14 protein-coding genes and 1 pseudogene are annotated in these 17911 nt (G+C 70.3%); 7 read left to right on the top strand and 8 right to left on the bottom strand.

The window, feature by feature from the left end:
* Nucleotides 1–28: 28 nt before the first annotated feature.
* From VV867_RS00405 to VV867_RS00395, 3 genes are all read right to left on the bottom strand, one after another.
* On the bottom strand, nt 29–1729 hold the full coding sequence (locus tag VV867_RS00405) for a ShlB/FhaC/HecB family hemolysin secretion/activation protein (RefSeq protein ID WP_328565346.1): 1701 nt from the start codon (nt 1727–1729) through the stop codon (nt 29–31).
* 131 nt (nt 1730–1860) lie between these two features.
* Nucleotides 1861–2928 (bottom strand): fatty acid desaturase family protein, encoded by a 1068-nt coding sequence (locus VV867_RS00400; RefSeq protein WP_328565345.1) that lies wholly within the window; start codon nt 2926–2928, stop codon nt 1861–1863.
* A gap of 19 nt (nt 2929–2947) precedes the next feature.
* Entirely contained in the window at nt 2948–4045 is a 1098-nt protein-coding gene (locus VV867_RS00395) for a flavin reductase family protein (RefSeq protein ID WP_328565344.1), read from the bottom strand.
* A 148-nt stretch (nt 4046–4193) separates the two neighbouring features.
* Here VV867_RS00395 and VV867_RS00390 point away from each other — a divergent pair, with 148 nt between their 5' ends.
* The 5 genes from VV867_RS00390 (at nt 4194) to VV867_RS00370 (ending at nt 7942) form a co-directional block, all read left to right on the top strand.
* Nucleotides 4194–4829 (top strand): TetR family transcriptional regulator, encoded by a 636-nt coding sequence (locus tag VV867_RS00390; RefSeq protein ID WP_109935962.1) that lies wholly within the window; start codon nt 4194–4196, stop codon nt 4827–4829.
* A 707-nt stretch (nt 4830–5536) separates the two neighbouring features.
* Nucleotides 5537–6037: an urease accessory protein UreE gene (ureE, locus tag VV867_RS00385; RefSeq protein ID WP_109935963.1), complete on the top strand. Its 501-nt coding sequence runs from the start codon at nt 5537–5539 to the stop codon at nt 6035–6037.
* Nucleotides 6034–6708: an urease accessory protein UreF gene (locus tag VV867_RS00380; protein ID WP_109935964.1), complete on the top strand. Its 675-nt coding sequence runs from the start codon at nt 6034–6036 to the stop codon at nt 6706–6708. Before ureE ends, VV867_RS00380 begins: the two co-directional genes overlap by 4 nt.
* 11 nt (nt 6709–6719) lie before the next feature.
* On the top strand, nt 6720–7334 hold the full coding sequence (gene ureG, locus VV867_RS00375) for an urease accessory protein UreG (RefSeq protein ID WP_109935965.1): 615 nt from the start codon (nt 6720–6722) through the stop codon (nt 7332–7334).
* Nucleotides 7335–7369: 35 nt separating this feature from the next.
* Entirely contained in the window at nt 7370–7942 is a 573-nt protein-coding gene (locus tag VV867_RS00370) for a HupE/UreJ family protein (protein ID WP_109935966.1), read from the top strand.
* Nucleotides 7943–8306: 364 nt separating this feature from the next.
* Here VV867_RS00370 and VV867_RS00365 read toward each other — a convergent pair whose 3' ends face one another.
* The 4 genes from VV867_RS00365 to mdlC all read right to left on the bottom strand — a co-directional run bounded on the left by VV867_RS00365 (nt 8307) and on the right by mdlC (nt 14120).
* Nucleotides 8307–9560 carry an OprD family porin gene (locus tag VV867_RS00365; RefSeq protein ID WP_328565343.1) on the bottom strand — a complete coding sequence of 418 codons (1254 nt, stop codon included), beginning with the start codon at nt 9558–9560 and terminating at the stop codon, nt 8307–8309.
* Between the two features lie 94 nt (nt 9561–9654).
* On the bottom strand, nt 9655–11118 hold the full coding sequence (locus VV867_RS00360; protein ID WP_328565342.1) for an aldehyde dehydrogenase family protein: 1464 nt from the start codon (nt 11116–11118) through the stop codon (nt 9655–9657).
* 14 nt (nt 11119–11132) lie between these two features.
* On the bottom strand, nt 11133–12470 hold the full coding sequence (locus tag VV867_RS00355; RefSeq protein ID WP_275628449.1) for an MFS transporter: 1338 nt from the start codon (nt 12468–12470) through the stop codon (nt 11133–11135).
* 63 nt (nt 12471–12533) lie between these two features.
* Complete coding sequence (gene mdlC / locus VV867_RS00350) at nt 12534–14120, bottom strand: benzoylformate decarboxylase (protein WP_328565341.1); 1587 nt, start codon at nt 14118–14120, stop codon at nt 12534–12536.
* Nucleotides 14121–14229: 109 nt separating this feature from the next.
* On the opposite strand from mdlC, the gene VV867_RS00345 reads away from it, so the two are divergent.
* Entirely contained in the window at nt 14230–15126 is an 897-nt protein-coding gene (locus VV867_RS00345; RefSeq protein WP_109935971.1) for a LysR family transcriptional regulator, read from the top strand.
* A gap of 7 nt (nt 15127–15133) precedes the next feature.
* Here the strand turns inward: VV867_RS00345 and VV867_RS00340 are convergent, their stop codons facing one another.
* Nucleotides 15134–16459 carry an MFS transporter gene (locus VV867_RS00340; protein ID WP_328565340.1) on the bottom strand — a complete coding sequence of 442 codons (1326 nt, stop codon included), beginning with the start codon at nt 16457–16459 and terminating at the stop codon, nt 15134–15136.
* A gap of 350 nt (nt 16460–16809) precedes the next feature.
* On the opposite strand from VV867_RS00340, the pseudogene VV867_RS00335 reads away from it, so the two are divergent.
* Nucleotides 16810–17865: pseudogene (locus tag VV867_RS00335) on the top strand (Rieske 2Fe-2S domain-containing protein).
* Nucleotides 17866–17911: the final 46 nt, after the last annotated feature.

Here is a 17911-nt window from a genome sequence, read left to right as displayed (position 1 = left end):
CTCGGTCTCCGTGGCGCGGGGCGCAATATCAGAAGAACAGGTCGACGCGGAAGTACACCGGGTGTTCGCGCTTGTCGATCACGCCGGGCCGCTCCAGGGAGCGGGCGAAGCTCAGGGTCGCGGCCAGGTACTGGCCGCGGGCGTTGAACTCCAGCGCGTGGCCGCTCAGGCGGCCGTGCAGTTCGGGGTTGTGGCGGCCGTTCTCGATGGCGCCGAAGTCGTAGCCGTAGCCCAGGCCGTACTCCTGCAACCACGGCTGCAGCGCTGCCCAGGTCACCGGGCGGCGCCAGCGCAGCTGGTTGCGCCAGTAGTAGCCGCTGTCGCCGGACAGGCTCTGGTCCTTGAAGCCGCGCACCGAGTTGAGCCCACCCAGGCTGATGCGCTGCGGGCTGTAGAGCACGTCCTCGCTCTGCTGCGCGGTGGCCAGGGCGTCGAAGCTGAAGTGCTCGCCCCACAGCTGGAAGGGCTGCAGGTAGCTGAGGGTGAGGGTGTACTTGTCGTAGCGGGCGTGGGGCTGGCCCGGCCGCGGCTCGTGCTCGCCCTGGGCGCCGAGCGCGCCTATGCCCTGCTGCCAGCCGGCGTCGAGGTTGACGAAGGCGCTGCCGATGCGCCGGCCGTGGTTGAAGCCCAGCTGGCTCTCGGTGATCTGGCTGCTGGAGACGCCGATCTTCTCGTCGTCGATGTAGTTGTTCGAGCGCACGTGGGCCAGGCCGAAGTTGACCGCGGTCTTGCTCAGGCTGTCGCGGTGCAGCACGCGCTCGGCGCCGAACTGGTGGGAGCGGCTGTCGCCGTCGAGCTTGAAGGCGAAGCCGCTGCCTTCGTTGCGGGTGCGGTAGTAGCTCTGGTTGTAGCTGTAGCGGAAGGTCCACCAGCCGTAGGGCAGGCTGTAGAACAGGCCCTGGTTGTCGGAGTGCTTCCAGTGGTCGCTGACCACGTCCTCGGCCACCCGCAGGCCGAGCTGGTCGGCCAGGCCCAGCGGGCTGTCCCAGTCCAGGCCCAGGCCGGCCTGCTGCTCGCCGCTGCTGCGGTCGCCGTTGTTGTCGCGGAAGGCCGAGACGCGCCAGGGTTTGCCGCGCTCGCCGGCCAGCTGCACGCGGCTGCCGCCGACCTGCTCGCCGGGCACCAGCTCCAGCTGCGCCTGGCGCGAGGGCAGGCGGTTGACCTGGTCCACCAGCTGTTCCAGCTCGCGCAGGTTGAGCAGCTCGCCGGCCTTGCCGGGGAAGCCCATGGCCAGTTCCCGCGGGCTGGCCACGGCGGAGTCGTCGAAGCCTTCCAGGCGGCCCTCGACCACGATGATCTTCAGCGTGCCGCCGGAGAGGTCCTGCTGCGGCAGGTAGGCGCGGGTGGTGACGAAGCCGCGGGCCAGGTAGTGGTCGGTGATCGTCCGGAGCAGCTCGTTGAGCTGGGCCACGCCCAGGCACTGGCCGCGGTAGGGCGCCAGCAGGCGCTCGCGGGTGGAGGCGGCGAGGTGCCCGGCGCCTTCCAGGGTGATCTCGCGGATGTCGAAGCAGCGCGTGTCGGCCGGCTGCGCGGCGGGGGCCTGCGGCGCAGCCTTGCCGGGCAGTTGCTGCAGTTCCTCCAGGCGCTTCTGTTGTTCGCGCAGCAGCTGCTCCTGGCGGTCGCGCTGCAGGTCACGGTCGCCCGGGGTGGTGGGCAGGGGCGCGGCGGAAACATCAAGAACGACGGCCAGGGCAAGGCCCGGCATCCAGAAACGGGAAATGGACTGCATCCCTTCGATCCCTCGAGTACGACATCCGGTTACAAACTGACCTGATTAAAACATGGCCACTTGATGCCAAGGGAGTGTCATTCGGCGACTGACGTCACTTTTAGGACTATTCCTACAAGCCGGATTTCGCCTCAGACCGCAGAGGGCAAGCGGTAGACCCAGATCCGCCGCAGCACCGTGGCGAATTGCCGCGACAGGCGCCCGCTGTTGTAGGTCTGCCCGTAGCGCGCGGCGATCTGGCGCACCTCGCGGGCCAGTTCGGCGTAGCGGCGCGCCGGCAGGTCGGGGAACAGGTGGTGCTCGATCTGGTGGCTGAGGTTGCCGGTGAGCAGGTGCAGCAGCGGCCCGCCCTCCAGGTTGCTGGAGCCGCGCAGCTGGCGCAGGTACCAGTGGCCGCGGCTCTCGCCCTGCAGCACGCTGGCCGGGAACACCACGGCCTTCTCGGTGAAGTGGCCACAGAAGATCACCGTGAAGGTCCACAGGTTGCGCAGCAGGTTGGCCAGGGCGTTGCCGCAGAACACCGCCCAGAAGCCACCGCCGAGCAGGCCCAGCAGGGGAAAGGCCAGGTAGTCCCTGGCCCACTGGCGGCCGAGCTTGGCATTGAACTGGCGCAGCAGCGGGCGCAGTTCGTCCTTGCCCAGGCGGCCCTTGAAGTACTTGTCCAGGCGCAGGTGCTGGATGGCCACGGCGTACTGGAACAGCACGGCCTGCAGCGTCACCCACAGCGGCTGCCAGCGGTAGAAGGGCTTCCACTTCTGCTCGGGGAACAGGCGCACCACGCCGTAGCCGACGTCGTCATCCTTGCCTAGGACGTTGGTGTAGGTGTGGTGGATGTGGTTGTGGGTGTGCCGCCAGAAGTCGGCCGGGCCGGCGATGTCCCATTCGTACTGGCGGCCGGCGAATTCCGGGTCGTTCATCCAGTCGTACTGGCCGTGCATGACGTTGTGGCCCAGCTCCATGTTCTCGAGGACCTTGCCCAGGCCCAGGAGCAGGCTGCCGAGCAGCCAGGTGGGCGGGAACCAGCCGAGCAGCAGCAAGGCGCGGCCGCTCCAGCAGCAGGCGCGCACGGCGCTGCGCACGCGGCGGATGTAGCGGGCGTCGGCCGCGCCGAGGTCGTCCAGGGTGCGTTGGCGCAGGGCGTCCAGTTCGGCGCCGAAGGCGGCCAGCTCGGCCGGGGTGAGGTCGCGGTCTTCGCGCATGCTGGGGTTCCGAAAGAGGCTAGAGGTCGAGGCTGACGTCGCCCTGCGGGGCGCTGACGCAAAGGCGAATGGGCTGTTGCGGCTCGCTGTGCAGCGCGCCGCTGCGCAGGTCGCGCACGCTGCCGGCGAGCAGGGTGCAGGTGCAGCTGGCGCAGATGCCCTGGCGGCAGCCGTGGGCCGGGCGCAGGCCGGCGGCCTCGGCCTGCTCCAGCAGGCTGCGCTGGTTGTCGCCGGCAGCCTGGCGGCCGCTGCGGGCGAAGTGCAGGCGGACCTCGCGGCGGGCCTCGTCGGTGGACCACGCCGGCGCGCTGAAGGCTTCCCACTGCAGGCTGGCGGCGCGGGGTGCGAGGGTGTCGCGCACGGCGCCGACGAAGCCGGCCGGGCCGCAGGCCAGCACGTGCTCGCCGGCCAGGCCATCGAGATGCTCGGCGCGGAAGCGGCCCCGCAGTTCGCCGGCCGCCGCCGCGCCGCCGCTGATGGCCCAGCGCGGGCTGAAGTTGGGGTACTCGCGGGCCAGTGCCTGCAGGGCGTCGACGAAGGCGCGCTGGCTGCGTTCGCGCACGTAGTGCAGCAGCGTCACCGGGCCGCGGTAGCCGTCGGCCAGGGCCTGGCGCAGCAGGCCGAGCAAGGGCGTCAGGCCGCTGCCGGCGGCCAGCAGCAGCACGCTGCGCTCGTCCTGCGGCCAGTGCAGCTCGCCGCCCGGCGCGCCCAGCTCCAGCACGTCACCCACGCACAACCGGCCCAGCAGCAGCGGCGAGACGCGCCCGCCGGGCTGCAGCTTCACCGCGATCTCCAGGCAGCCGTCCACCTCGGCGATCAGGCTGTAGCTGCGCCCCAGGCGCACGCCGTCGTGCTCGACGAACAGCTGCAGGTGCTGGCCCGGCCGCGCGCCGCGCCAGTTGGCGTTGGGCCGCAGGCGCAGGGCGAGCATGTCGTCGGCCACCCACTGGCGGCCTTCGACGCGGGCGAACACCCGGTTCAGCGCCCAGGCCGGGTTGAACGCGGCCAGCACGGCATCGACGTCGGCCTCGCGCAGCCAATGCCGGCGCACCAGCGCGCGCAGGGGGCCTAGCAGCGGGCGCAAGGCGCGCAGCCAGGCCAGGGGAAGCAGGGACATGGACGGCATCCAGACAGTAAACACTTGTTCACTAAACTGGCATGCCGCCACTTTTCAGTCAACAGTCGTTCACTGAAGCCGTCGGCGCAGTCGCCGATTTCCCCGGCCATTTGCTAGAGTGCCGGGGCCCCACGCCATGGAAGCCCCGATGCCCTCTCCCCGCGCCGAACAGAAACAGCAGACCCGCCAGGCCCTGATGGATGCCGCGCGCGGCCTGATGGACAGCGGCCGCGGCTTCGGCAGCCTGAGCCTGCGCGAGGTGGCGCGCGCCGCCGGCATCGTCCCGGCCGGCTTCTACCGGCACTTCGCCGACATGGACGCCCTCGGCCTGGCCCTGGTGGCCGACGTCGACGAGACCTTCCGCCAGACCCTGCGCGTGGTGCGGCGCAACGAGTTCGAGCTGGGCGGGGTGATCGAGGCCTCGGTGCGCATCTTCCTCGACGCGGTCAGCGCCAACCGCACCCAGTTCCTGTTCCTGGCCCGCGAGCAGTACGGCGGCTCGCTGCCCATCCGCCAGGCCATCGGCACCCTGCGCCAGCGCATCACCGACGACCTGGCGGCAGACCTGGCGCTGCTCAACAAGCTGCCGCACCTGCAGGCCCGGGACCTCGACGTGATCGCCGACCTGGTGGTGAAGACGGTGTTCGCCACCCTGCCCGAGCTGATCGACGCGCCGGCCGAGGCGCTGCCGGCGCACCTGACGCCCGAGGCCAAGGTCACCCAGCAGCTGCGTTTCATCATGATCGGCGCCAAGCACTGGCACGGCATCGAACCGCGCGGCTGAGGCTGGGGCTTCCTTGTAGGAGCGAGCTTGCTCGCGAACCAGCCGGTGGTACCTGCGCACAGGTTCAACTCCGCCCCTCTCCCCAGCCCTCTCCCTGAAGGGAGAGGGAGCCTGTCCGTGCCGGCTGACAGCAAGGCTTCAGCCGGGTATCACAGCATCCGGCGAACTCCAGAGCATCCAGGCACACCGAGCGCTCCCCTCTCCCTTCAGGGAGAGGGTTGAGGCTGGGCCTCCTTGTAGGAGCGAGCTTGCTCGCGAACCCGCCGGTGGTACCTGCGCACGGGTTCAACTCCGCCCCTCTCCCCAGCCCTCTCCCTGAAGGGAGAGGGAGCCTGTCCGTGCCGGCTGACAGCAAGGCTTCAGCCGGGTATCACAGCATCCGGCGAACTCCAGAGCATCCAGGCACACCGAACGGTCCCCTCTCCCTTCAGGGAGAGGGTTAGGGAGAGGGAATGGAGCCAAACCCCGAACACCAACGTCACCGGCCAGCCCCCTTCGCGAGCAAGAGCTAGGCGCCTCCCTCGATCCTACGAAAAGCCCATTCCGCCCCGCATTGGTGCGCACCATTTGCGTGCGCACCAGCAACGCGCACGCGCACCATTCCTGATCACTCGGACAGCCCGCCCAGGTCCCGCCGTTGCTGGCCGCGCCCGCCTCTGGCAAGGCCCTTGCTGTAGCTCGGCCATTGCCTACTGCCGGACACCACCATGCTGGTCATCCACCAACGCATCGAGCCCCGCGACCGCTGGGACGCCGAACTGCACCTGAACTACGAGGCGCGCAGCAAGAGCCGCCTGCGCTGCTACGCCCGCGACGGCGAGGACGTCGGCCTGTTCCTCGAACGCGGCCAGCCACCGCTGGCCGATGGCGACTGCCTGCTGGCCAACGACGGGCGCGTGGTGCGCGTATGCGCCGCGCCCGAGCAGCTGATGCACGTGACCTGCGCCAACCCTCGCGAGCTGAACCGCGCCGCCTACCACCTGGGCAACCGCCACGTGGCGCTGCAGGTTGGGGAGGGCTGGCTGCGCCTGCTGGACGACTACGTGCTCAAGGCCATGCTCGACCAGCTGGGCGCCACGGTGGAAAGCATCGAGGCGCCGTTCCAGCCCGAGCATGGCGCCTACGGCGGCGGGCACCACCATTCGCACCAGGGCGATGCGGAGTTCAACTACGCGCCGAAGCTGCACCAGTTCGGGGTACGCAAGTGACCGGCACAGGCCTCTGGCCCCTGCTGCGCCTCGCCAGCCCGCAGCTGCCCATCGGCGGCTACAGCTATTCCCAGGGCCTGGAAGCGGCGCTGGAACACGGCCTGGTGACGGACGCCGAAAGCGCCTTCGCCTGGCTGGCCGACCAGTTGCAACTGAACATGGCGCGCTTCGAGGGCCCGCTGCTGGCCGAGCTGCTGCGCGCCGCGCTGGCCGCCGACTGGCTGGCCCTGGGCGACGCCGCCGAGCGCCACCGCGCCAGCCGCGAGACCCGCGAGCTGGCCCTGGAAAGCCGGCAGATGGGTTTCTCCCTCGCCCAGCTGCTGGCGGCCCTGCCAGAACTGGACGAAGCGGCCCGCGCCTGGCTCGCCGCGCAGCCGGAGCCCTCCCTGGCCGCCACCTGGGCCCTGGCCGCGCGGGCCTGGGGCCTGGATGCGGAGCAGGCCCTGGGCGCCTGGTTGTGGAGCTGGGCGGAGAACCAGCTCGCGGTGCTGATGAAGGCCCTGCCCCTGGGCCAGCTGGCCGCGCAGAAACTCACCTCGCGCCTGCTCCCCGAACTCGAGCGGGCCTGCGCCGCCGCGCTGGCGGAGGACGCGCCCGGCGGCGCGCCCTTCGGCCTGGCCCTGGCGAGCATGGCCCATGAATCGCAATACAGCCGTCTGTTCCGTTCCTAGGAGAACCCAGCATGAACTCCCAACCCCTGCGCGTCGGCATCGGCGGCCCGGTGGGCTCCGGCAAGACCGCCCTGACCCTGGCCCTGTGCCGCGCCCTGCGCGAGCGCTACGACCTGGCCGTGGTGACCAACGACATCTACACCCAGGAGGACGCGCAGTTCCTGGTGCGCAACGAGGCGCTGGAGCCCCAGCGGATCATCGGCGTGGAAACCGGCGGCTGCCCGCACACGGCGATCCGCGAGGACGCCTCGATCAACCTGGAGGCGGTGGACCAGCTCAACCGCCGCTTCCCCGGGCTGCAGCTGATCCTGGTGGAGTCCGGCGGCGACAACCTCTCGGCCACCTTCAGCCCGGAGCTGTCGGACCTGACGCTGTACGTGATCGACGTGTCCGCCGGCGACAAGATCCCGCGCAAGGGCGGCCCGGGCATCTGCAAGTCCGACCTGCTGGTGATCAACAAGATCGACCTGGCGCCGATGGTCGGCGCCTCGCTGGAGGTGATGGAGCGCGACGCGAAGAAGATGCGCGGCGAGCGGCCCTTCGTGTTCAGCAACCAGAAGACCGGCCAGGGGCTGGACGAGATCATCGCCTTCATCGAACGCCAGGGGCTGCTGAGCGCGGCCTGAAGCGGTTTCCCAGACAATCCCACCCAGGAGTTCCCATGTCCCTGCGCAAAAGCCTTTTCGCCCTGGCGCTGTGCCTCGCCCCGGCTCTCGCCTTCGCCCACCCCGGCCACGGCGACCACGGCCTGGCCGCCGGCGTGCTGCACCCGCTGACCGGCCTCGACCACCTGCTGGCAATGTTCGCCGTCGGCCTCTGGGCCGCCCAGCAGCAGGGCGCGGCGCGCCTGGCGCTGCCCTGCACCTTCGTCGGCGCCATGCTGCTCGGCGGCCTGCTCGGCTTCGACGGCGTGCAACTGCCCTTCGTCGAGACCGGTATCGCCGCCTCGGTGCTCGCCCTGGGCCTGTGCGTGGCCCTGGCGGTGCGCCCGCCACTGCCGCTGGCCATGGCGGTGACCGCACTGTTCGCCCTGGCCCACGGCATCGCCCACGGCCTGGAGCTGCCGGAACTGTCCAGCCCCTGGGCCTACGCCGCCGGCTTCGTCGGCGCCACCGCCGCGCTGCATGCCGCAGGCTATGCGCTAGTGCGCTTCCTGCCGCAGGCCGCGGCGCCGCTGGTGCGTGTGGCGGGCCTGGCTTCGGCCGGTGCCGGGGTTTGGTTGCTGGCGGGTTGATGGGTATCGCGTCGCTCCCCCGTAGGGCGCATAACGCCTACGGCGTTATCCGCCGATTGGCCCGGCCGTGGAGGTCGCCAAGGTTCGCCGCGAAGCCGGGCCGAGCCGAGGTGTAGCGGCGGATAACCGCGAACGGTTATTCGCCCTACGCACCGTCCTCCCGTAGGGCGCATAACGCCTACGGCGTTATCCGCCGATTGGCCCGGCCGTGGAGGTCGCCAAGGTTGGCCGCGAAGCCGGGCCGAGCCGAGGTGTAGCGGCGGATAACCGCGAACGGTTATTCGCCCTACGCACCTGCACCGTAGGAGCGGACTCTGTCCGCGATGGGTCGCCCCACGCACCGACCCGCGAATGCCCCTCGTCGTCAGAGCGAAATGGGGTAGTTGAAGATCACCCGCGTCTGGTCGAAATCGCTGTTGAAGCTGCGCCGGTTGCTGGCGTGGTTGACGCGCACGTTGAGCTTCTTCAGCGGCCCGCTCTGCACCGTGTAGCCCAGCTCCACATCGCGTTCCCATTCCTTGCCGCCGCTGCCGACCTTGGTGGTGGCGTTGTCGCCCTTGCCGTAGCGCACCATGCTCACCAGGCCGGGCATGCCCAGGGCGGCGAAGTCGTAGTCGTAGCGCAGCTGCCAGGAGCGTTCGTCCTCGTTGGTGAAGTTGCCGTTGAACATGTCGTTGCCCATGGTCCTGCCGCTGCTGCCGTAGACCGACTGCCACATGCCCGTGCCGCCGACCTTCTGCAGGCCGACGTAGAAGGTGTGCCCGCCATGGTTGGCCGAGAGCAGCGCGTAGGCGGTGTGGCTGTCGATGTCGCCGGCCAGGGCGCGGCCGTCGTCGCGGTCGAAGAACAGGCCGAGGTTGGCGCCCAGCAGCCAGTCGCCCACCGGCTGCTTGTGCAGCAGGTTGAAGTAGCGCTGGGTGTAGATGTCCTCCAGTTGCGCGTACCAGGCGCCGACCAGGGTGCGCTGGTCGTTGAAGCGGTACTCCGCGCCGGCGTAGTTGAAGGCATCGGATTTCGCCGTGGGCGCCGACCAGGACGACAGGTCCTGCAGGTCCGCCGAGTTGCGCAGGCTGACCTGGTCGTAGCGCCCGCCATGCAGGCTCACTCCGTCCCACTCGCGGGACACCAGCGCCGCGCCGCGGAAGGTCTGCGGCAACAGGCGGCCGTCGTCGTAGCGCAGCACCGGCACGTCCGGGAGCATCTCGCCCAGCTTCAGCTCGCTGGCCGACAGCCGCAGCTTGGCGGCCACCGCCACACGCCCGTATTCGTCGGCGGCCTTGCCGTCGTCGTGCACCGGCAGCAGCTCGGAGCCGCTCTGGTCGCGGCTGCTGTTCAGCTTCACCCCGTACAGGCCCAGGGCATCCACGCCGAAGCCCAGAGGGCCGCGGGTATAGCCGGAGGTGAATTTGAGGATGAAGCCCTGGGCCCATTCGTTGACCAGGCTCTTGCCGGCGCTGTGGTCGCGGAAGTCGCGGTTGAACACGTAGTTGCGCAGTACCAGGTCGGTGCGCGCGTCCTCGAAGAAGCCGCCCTCCTCGGCCTGCGCGGGCAGGCAGGCGAACAGCGGCAGCGCTGCGCAGGCGAGGGACGGCAATACGGCGGTGTGACGGCTTTGCATTGTTATTGTTCTCCGTTTTTCAGGGTGCAGCGGCCCACGGCGCGCCTGCATGGGCGCACCGTGGGTGGGGTTACTGGCAGAACCGGCTAGAGCATCAGAACGGGTAGTGGCGCGCCTCCCGTTGCACGCTCACCCAGTGGTCGCAAGTGAACTCGTCGATCGCCCAGTCGCCGTTGAAGCGGCCCAGGCCCGAGTTCTTCTCGCCGCCGAAGGGCGCGTTGGCCTCGTCGTTGACCGGTATGTCGTTCACGTGGGTCATGCCCGCGCGCACCTGGCGGGCGAATGCCACGCCACGCTCCAGGTCGCGGCTGAACACGGCGCTGGAGAGGCCGTATTCGCTGGCGTTGGCCAGTTCCAGGGCATGGGCCTCGTCGCGGGCGCGCAGCAGGCCGATCAGCGGGCCGAAGATTTCGTCGCGGGCGATCTCCATCTCCGGGCCGACCTCGCCGTAGACGTGGGGCGCCAGCAGTTGGCCCTGCACGCCGCCCTCGTAGAGCGGCTTGGCGCCTTCGCGGCGGGCCAGCTCGATCTTCTCCAGCAGGCCTTCGAGCTGGCGAGCGTTGATGATCGGGCCGATGGCGGTTTCGGCCGCCTGCGGGTCGCCGACCTTCACCTGCTTCACGCGCTCGACGAAGCGCGCGGCGAAGGCGTCGTACAGCGCGTCGACCACGATGATGCGGTTGATCGCCATGCAGATCTGCCCCTGGTGCAAGAACTTGCCGAACACCGCGGCGTTCACCGCCTGCTCCAGGTCGGTGTCCTCCAGCACCACGAAGGGGCTGTTGCCGCCCAGCTCCAGGGCCACGTGCTTGAGGTGCGCGCCGCCGCTGGCGATGCGCCCGATGTTGCGCCCCACCGGGGTGGAGCCGGTGAAGGTCACCAGGCCGGGCACCGGGTGCTCGACGAAGGCGTCGCCGATCTCGCTGCCGGCGCCGACCACCACGCTGAGCACCCCGGCCGGCAGCCCGGCCTCCTCGAAGATGCGCGCCAGCAGCAGGCCGCCGCACACCGGGGTGTCGCTGGCCGGCTTGACCACCACCGCGTTGCCCAGCGCCAGGGCCGGGGCCAGCGAGCGCTGGGTCAGGTGCAGGGGGAAGTTCCACGGGCTGATGACGCCGACCACGCCGATGGCGCTGCGGTACACGCGGCTTTCCTTGCCGGGGATGTTGGAGTCGACGATGCGCCCGTGCACGCGGCTGGGGAAGGACGCCGACTCCAGGGTGATGCCCCGCGCCGCGCCCCATTCCAGGGTGGCCTTCAGGCGGGTGCTGCCGGACTCGCGGATGATCCAGTCGATGATTTCCTCGCGGCGCCGGTCGAATACTTCCACCACCCGGTAGAGCAACGCGGCGCGTTCCGCCGGCGGCAACGCGGCCCAGGCCGGCTGCATTTCGGCGGCCTTGCGGTAGGCGGCGTCCAGGTCCTCGCGGCTGGCCTGGGGGATTTCCACCAGCAGGCCGCCGTCGTATGGGTTGCTGTCGCGCAGCGGCTTGCCGGTGCTGCCGGTGCGCCATTCGCCGGCGAGGGGTTGCAGGTGGAAGTCGGTGTAAGCGGTCATGGACGGTCTCCTGATCAAACGGTTTTTTCCGGGGCGGCGAAGGCCGCGCCGACGGCGCGCGGGCGTACGCGGATGCAGCCGATCGCCAGCGCGCCGATGACGCCGGGCAGGGCGAAGGCCAGGAAGTTCTCCTGGAACGGCAGCTCCAGGGCCAACAGGCTGCCGCCAAGCATGGGCCCGGCGATGGCGCCGAGGCGGCCGATGCCCGCGGCCCAGCCGACGCCGGTGGAACGCACGTGGGCCGGGTAGAACTGCGAGGCGTAGGCGTGGATCACCGCCAGGGTGCCGATGGTGGTGGCGCCGGCGATCACCAGCAGGGTGTTGAGCAGCCAGGGGCCGGGGTTGACGCCCAGCGCCGCCAGCGAAGCCGCGGCCAGGGCGAAGAACAGCACCAGGGTGCGCTGGGTGCCGAGGCGGTCGGCCAGCCAGCCGCCGAACAGCGCGCCGAGGGTGGCGCCGACGTTGAGGGTGACGAGGAACACCAGGCTGGAGGTCAGCGGGTAGCCGCCGTTGGCCATCAGCTTCGGCAGCCAGGTGTTGAGGCCGTAGCTCATCAGCATGCACATGGCGAAGCCCACCCACAGCAGCAGGGTGCCCAGCGCCTGGCCGGCGTTGAACAGCTGCGGCAGGCGTGCCTTGTCGGCATCGGCATCCACCTCGGCGATCGCCAGTTCGGTGCCCGGGCGGTAGCTCGGCTCGACCTTGGCCAGCAGCGTGTCGAGCTCGCCGCGGCGGCCCTTGAGTTCGAGGAAGGCCGCCGACTCCGGCAGGTAGCGCAGCATCAGCGGCACGGCCAGCACCGGCAACACGGCGACGTAGAACACCGACTGCCAGCCCCACTGCGGGATCAGCGCGATGCCCACCAGCGCCGAGAGCACCGCGCCCACCGAGTAGAAGCTGGACATCACGGTGATCAGCGTGGCGCGGCGCCCGGCCGGGGCGAACTCGCTGATCAGGTTGACCGCGCTGGGCACCAGGGCGCCCAGCGCCAGGCCGGTGCCGAAGCGGCAGACGCCCAGCTCCAGCGGGTTGCGCGCATGCCCGGTGAGGAAGGCGGCGAGGCTCGCCAGCAGGGTCATCAGGATCACCAGGCGGCGCCGGCCGAAGCGGTCTGCCAGGGGCGCCAGCAGGGTGCCGCCGAAGAGCATGCCGAACAGCGCGCAGCTGCCCAGGGTGCCGGCCTGCACCGGGCTGAGCTGCCACTCGTGCATCAGCCTGGGCACCACCGAGCCGTAGACCACCATGTCGTAGCCGTCGAACAGCATGATGAAGCAGCCCCAGGCCAGGATCAGCCAGTGGGTGCGGTTGAAGCGGGCGGCGTCGATCACCGCCGCGACTGTCGTCTTGTGCATAACCACCTCTTGTTATTTTTCTGTGGGTGTAGCGGGGAGCGCCCCAGGCAGGGCGCGCACGCGTCAGGGCTCGATGGTCAGGGTGGGCACCTCGATCAGCACCGGCTCGTCGCCAGCCAGGGCGCGGGCCAGTTCCTCGCGCAGGCTCGCGGCGTCGGCCGCCTGCACCGAGCGCACGCCGTAGCCGCGGCCGAGCTGGCAGAAGTCCAGGCCGGGCACGTCCAGGCCCGGCGCGTCGGGCACGTCGAGCACCCCGGCGAACCAGCGCAGCGCGCCGTAGGTGCCGTTCTTGAGGATGATGAACACCGCCGGGATGCGGTATTGCGCGGCGGTCCAGAGCGCGGTGATGCCGTAGTTGGCCGAGCCGTCGCCGATGATGCCGATCACCCGCCGCTGCGGCTGCGCCAGCTGCACGCCGACCGCCGCCGGCAGGCCGAAGCCCAGGCCGCCGGCGGCCGGGAAGAAGTAGCTGCCCGGCTCACGCATCTGCACGCGCTGCCAGAAGGCGGTCACGGTGGAGGTGGATTCCTTGACGAAGATGGCATCGTCCGGGGCCAGTTCGTCGATCACGTCGAACACCGTCTCCGGGTGCAGCGGGCCGGCTTCGGCGGCGCGTGGCGCCGGGCGCGGCAGGGCCTCGGGCAGCGGCCGGGCGCTGGGGCGGACGGCTTCCACCAGGGCCTCCAGGGTGAGGAAGATATCGCCGACCAGGGCATCGCCCATGGGCGCGCGGGCGGCCTCGCCGGGGTCGCAGGTGATGTGCACCAGCTCGGCGCCGGCGGGCAGGTAGTCGCCCGGGGCGAACTGGTGGTAGCGGAACACCGGGGCGCCCACCACCAGGATCAGGTCGTGCCCGGCGAGCAGCCTGGAGATGCCGGCGATGGCCGCCGGCAACACGCCGCGGAAGCACGGGTGGCGGGTGGGGAACGGGCAGCGCGAGGCAGACGGTGCGACCCAGGCCGGCATGCGCAGCTTCTCCGCCAGTTGCACGGCCAGCGGGTTGGCGCGGGCGCCATCGACGTCCGGCCCCAGTACCAGCACCGGGTTGCTCGCCCGCGACAGGCGCCCGGCCAGTTCCCCCAGTTGCGCCGGCGAAGGCAGCCCGGCGCTGGCCACGTTGCGCGCGGCCAGGTGCTCGACGCCCGCCGGCGCCGGCTGCGCCCAGTCGTCGTAGGGAATGGACAGGTACACCGGGGCCCTGGGCGCCAGGTTGGCCATGTGGATGGCCTGGCTCAGCGCGCGCGGCACGTCCTGGGCGCAGGCCGGCTCGGCGCTCCACTTCACCAGCGGCTTGGGCAGCTGCGGCGCCTCGACGTTGGCCAGCATGGCCTCCACGCCGATCATCGAGCGCACCTGCTGGCCAGCGCTGATCACCAGCGGGCTGTGGCTGTACCAGGCATTGGTCAGCGCGCCCATGCCGTTGCCGGTGCCGGCGGCGGCATGCAGGTTGACGAAGGCAGGCTGGCCGCTGGCCAGGGCGAAGCCGTCGGCCATGCCGACCACCGCGCCCTCGTGCAGGCCGAGGATGTAGCGGAAGTCCTCGGGGAAGTCCTTGAGGAACGGCAGCTCGTTGGAGCCGGGGTTGCCGAAGATGGTGGTCAGGCCGTGGCGCCGGAGGATGTCGTAGGAGGCGGAGTGGACGGTTTTCATGCTGGCCCTTCAGGCTCGTTCTTGGGTTTGCGCTACTGTCGCAGCGGCCTGATAATCGATCAAATCGATAGTCTTTCTATCGAAAATAAAAACTATCTATGCGAATGCCATGGCCCAGATCGACCTCAACCTGATCCGCACCTTCGTCACCCTCTACGAGGCCGGCAGCGTGACCGCCGCCGCCGAGCGCCTGTTCGTCACCCAGCCGTCGGTGAGCTACGCCCTGGCGCGGCTGCGCGAGCTGTTCGACGACCCGCTGTTCAGCCGCAGCCGCGACGGCATCCAGCCGACCTTCGTCGCCGAGCAGCTGTACGGCACCCTGCGCGAGGCGCTGACGCGCATCGAGGGCGCGGTGCAGAGCACCCGCCAGTTCGACCCGGCGAGCACCGAGCGGCGCTTCCGCATCGCCCTGTCCGACCTCGGCGAGCTGGGCTTTTTGCCGCTGATCCTGGCGCGGCTGAACCGCGAGGCGCCGCTGGCCGAGGTGGAGGTGCTGCCGCTGCAGGTGGACGAGGTGGGCGACTGGCTGGCCAGCGGCAAGGTGGACACCGCCATCTGCCGCCAGGCGGTGCCCGGCAGCCGCAGCCGGGTGCTGATCCAGGAGCGCTACGTGTGCCTGCTCAGCGCCGACCACCCGCGCATCGGCGAGCGCCTGGAGCTGGCCGGCTACCTGGCCGAGCGCCACGTGGTGGTGACGCGCACCTCCGGCCACGGCATCGCCGAGGACGTGCTCCAGGCGATGAAGCTGGAGCGCCGCATCGCCCTGCGCGTGCCGCACTTCTCGGTGCTGCCGAAGATCATCCCCGGCACCGACCTGCTGACCATCCTGCCGGCGCAGATCGCCCGCATGTTCGTCGCCGAGGGCGGGCTGAAGATGCTCGAACTGCCCTTCGCCGTGCCGGCGTTCGAGGTGTCCCTGCACTGGCGCGCCAGCAGCGAGCACTCGGCGGCGCTGGAGTGGTTCCGCAACAGCATCGCCGAGGCGATCATCGACGGGCAGCATTGAGGCGCCCTCAGTGCGCGGCCAGCGGTTCACCGGCCGGCGCCGGCGGGCGCAGGCCCAGCAGCACCAGGGCGGCGGCGACGAAGACCACGGCGAACACCCCGTACAGGTGCAGCGGCTGCCAGCCGCCGTCCAGCAACAGCCCGGCCACGGTGGGCGAGAGGATCGCCCCCAGGCGGCCGACGCCGATCGCCCAGCCCACGCCGGTGGCGCGCACGTCGGCCGGGTAGACCTGCGGCGACAGCGCGTAGAGCCCGGCGATGCAGCCGTTGACGAACACCCCGATGAGCAGGCCCAGGCCGAGCGCTGCGGCCAGTGACGACGCCGAGCCGAGGAACAGCACCAGCAGCACGGCGGTGACCAGCATGAAGCCCTGCAACACCCGCGGCAGCGGCACGCGTGCCGAAAGCGCGCCGACCAGGGCGGCGCCGAAGATGCCGCCGAAGCTCAGCAGCACGCCGCCGGTGATGCCCTGCTGCGCGGTGAGGCCGGCGGCGGTCAGCAGCTTGGGCGTCCAGCTCATGATGAAGTAGAAGCCGAACATGGCGAGGAAGAACAGCAGCCAGATCAGCAGGGTCGAGCGGCGCAGCGCGGGGGCCAGCAACTGCAGCGCGGCCACGCCCCCTGCCCCGCGCACCCGCGCCGCCGGCAGTTCGTCCAGCTGCCCCAGGCCCAGGCGCGCGGCCAGGGCATTGACCCGCGCCAGCGCGTTGGCCGGGCGCCGGGCGAGCAGGAAGTCGAGGGACTCGGGCAGGCCCGCCAGCACCAGCGGGATGGCCGCCAGGGAGACGACGCCGCCGGCGAGGAACACCGAGCGCCAGCCCCAGTGGCCGATCAGCCACACCGCCAGCAGCCCGCCGAAGGTGGCGCCCAGGGCATAGCCGGTGGACTGCAGGCTGACCGCCAGCGGGCGCCAGCGACGGTTGGCGTACTCGGCGGCGATCACGTTGCTGCTGGCGAGGATGCCGCCGATGCCAAGGCCGGTGAAGCCGCGCAGCAGGGCCAGCTGCGTCGGGCTCTGGGCGAAGGCCGAGAGCAGCATGCCGGTGCCGCACAGCAGCAGGCAGAAGAGGATCAGCGGGCGGCGTCCGAAGCGGTCGGCGCGCGGGGCGATGAACAGCGAGCCGGCGGCCATGCCGAACAGCCCGGCGCTGAGCAGCAGGCCGACCTGGGCGCCGTTCAGGCCCCATTCGGCGGACACCGAGGCGGCGGTGAAGGCCATCACCAGCACGTCGAAGCCGTCGATCATGTTGAGCAGGATGCAGATGCCGATGGCCGTCCACTGGAAGCGGTTCATCGGGCCCTGGTCGAGGGCGGCGCGCAGGTCGCGGTTCATGGGCGCACCCCCTGGGTCGACGGGGCGTGGGGCTGGACGCAGCACGGGCAAGGCAAGGCCGGCATGGCAGGTTCCTCTTGTTGTTCTTGTGGAGGCTTGGTGGCGCACACCCTGGCAGCAGTGGATCCCGAAAACAAGCCTCATTGGATCCCAATATCGGCAAGGCATCGCTGGCCGCCCCCCTTTCCGGCACCGCAGCCCAAGGAGAAACCAAGCAAATATCGGAGTTTTCGCCTACCCCGGAAAATCGTTCGATTAACGAACTGATTATTCGACCATGCGGGTTGACAGTCTTCGCCCTCGAAGCGAACCATTGGATCCAATAACAACCACAAGATGAGGATCGCCCCATGTTCCCGAAGAACGCCTGGTACGTCGCCTGCACCCCCGACGAGATCACCGACAAGCCCCTGGGCCGGCAGGTCTGCGGCGAGAAGATGGTCTTCTACCGCGGCCCCGAGGGCCGGGTGGCGGCGCTGGAGGACTTCTGCCCGCACCGCGGCGCGCCGCTGTCGCTGGGCTTCGTCGAGGATGGCAAGCTGGTCTGCGGCTACCACGGCCTGGCCATGGGCTGCTCGGGCCACACAGAGTCCATGCCCGGCCAGCGCGTACGCGGCTTCCCGGCGATCCGCAGGTTCGCCGTGGAGGAGCGCTACGGCTTCGTCTGGGTGTGGCCGGGCGACGCCGCCGAGGCCGACCCGGCGCTGATCCACCACCTGGAATGGGCCGACAACCCGGACTGGGCCTACGGCGGCGGCCTGTACCACATCCAGTGCGACTACCGGCTGATGATCGACAACCTCATGGACCTCACCCACGAGACCTACGTGCACGCCAGCAGCATCGGCCAGAAGGAGATCGACGAAGCCGCGCCGAAGACCCGCGTGGAAGGCGACGAGGTGATCACCGAGCGGCACATGGAAAACGTCATGGCCCCGCCCTTCTGGCGCATGGCCCTGCGCGGCAACGGCCTGGCCGACGACGTGCCGGTGGACCGCTGGCAGATCTGCCGCTTCACCCCGCCCAGCCACGTGCTGATCGAGGTGGGCGTGGCCCACGCCGGCCACGGCGGCTACCACGCGCCGGCGCAGCACAAGGCGTCGAGCATAGTGGTGGACTTCATCACCCCGGAGACCGAGACCTCCATCTAGTACTTCTGGGGCATGGCGCGCAACTTCCAGCCCCGGGACGCGGCGCTCACCACGACCATCCGCGAGGGCCAGGGGAAGATCTTCGGCGAGGACCTGGAGATGCTCGAACAGCAGCAGCAGAACCTGCTGCGCCACCCGCAGCGGCCACTGCTGAAGCTGAACATCGACGCCGGCGGCGTGCAGTCGCGGCGCATCCTCGAACGCCTCTGCGAGACCGAGCGCCAGCCTGCCGCCGCGCTGATCGCCAGCGCCTGACCGCCCTTCCAGCGCCGGCCCGCGGGGCCGGCCAAGCGTGAGACCA

The sequence above is a fragment of the Pseudomonas sp. JH-2 genome, assembly GCF_036231725.1.
Classification (GTDB): Bacteria; Pseudomonadota; Gammaproteobacteria; order Pseudomonadales; family Pseudomonadaceae; genus Pseudomonas; species Pseudomonas delhiensis.
The sequence above is the reverse complement of the archived record's forward strand: the minus strand, read 5'-3'. Positions and strand labels throughout refer to the sequence as shown.

Coding starts and splice junctions, on each gene's coding strand:
- VV867_RS00365 (WP_328565343.1), bottom strand. CDS start 9,560: ATGCAAAGCCGTCACACCGCCGTATTGCCGTCCCTCGCCTGCGCAGCG.
- VV867_RS00395 (WP_328565344.1), bottom strand. CDS start 4,045: ATGTCCCTGCTTCCCCTGGCCTGGCTGCGCGCCTTGCGCCCGCTGCTA.
- ureE (WP_109935963.1), top strand. CDS start 5,537: ATGCTGGTCATCCACCAACGCATCGAGCCCCGCGACCGCTGGGACGCC.
- VV867_RS00390 (WP_109935962.1), top strand. CDS start 4,194: ATGCCCTCTCCCCGCGCCGAACAGAAACAGCAGACCCGCCAGGCCCTG.
- VV867_RS00370 (WP_109935966.1), top strand. CDS start 7,370: ATGTCCCTGCGCAAAAGCCTTTTCGCCCTGGCGCTGTGCCTCGCCCCG.
- VV867_RS00360 (WP_328565342.1), bottom strand. CDS start 11,118: ATGACCGCTTACACCGACTTCCACCTGCAACCCCTCGCCGGCGAATGG.
- mdlC (WP_328565341.1), bottom strand. CDS start 14,120: ATGAAAACCGTCCACTCCGCCTCCTACGACATCCTCCGGCGCCACGGC.
- VV867_RS00355 (WP_275628449.1), bottom strand. CDS start 12,470: ATGCACAAGACGACAGTCGCGGCGGTGATCGACGCCGCCCGCTTCAAC.
- VV867_RS00340 (WP_328565340.1), bottom strand. CDS start 16,459: ATGAACCGCGACCTGCGCGCCGCCCTCGACCAGGGCCCGATGAACCGC.
- ureG (WP_109935965.1), top strand. CDS start 6,720: ATGAACTCCCAACCCCTGCGCGTCGGCATCGGCGGCCCGGTGGGCTCC.
- VV867_RS00400 (WP_328565345.1), bottom strand. CDS start 2,928: ATGCGCGAAGACCGCGACCTCACCCCGGCCGAGCTGGCCGCCTTCGGC.
- VV867_RS00345 (WP_109935971.1), top strand. CDS start 14,230: ATGGCCCAGATCGACCTCAACCTGATCCGCACCTTCGTCACCCTCTAC.
- VV867_RS00405 (WP_328565346.1), bottom strand. CDS start 1,729: ATGCAGTCCATTTCCCGTTTCTGGATGCCGGGCCTTGCCCTGGCCGTC.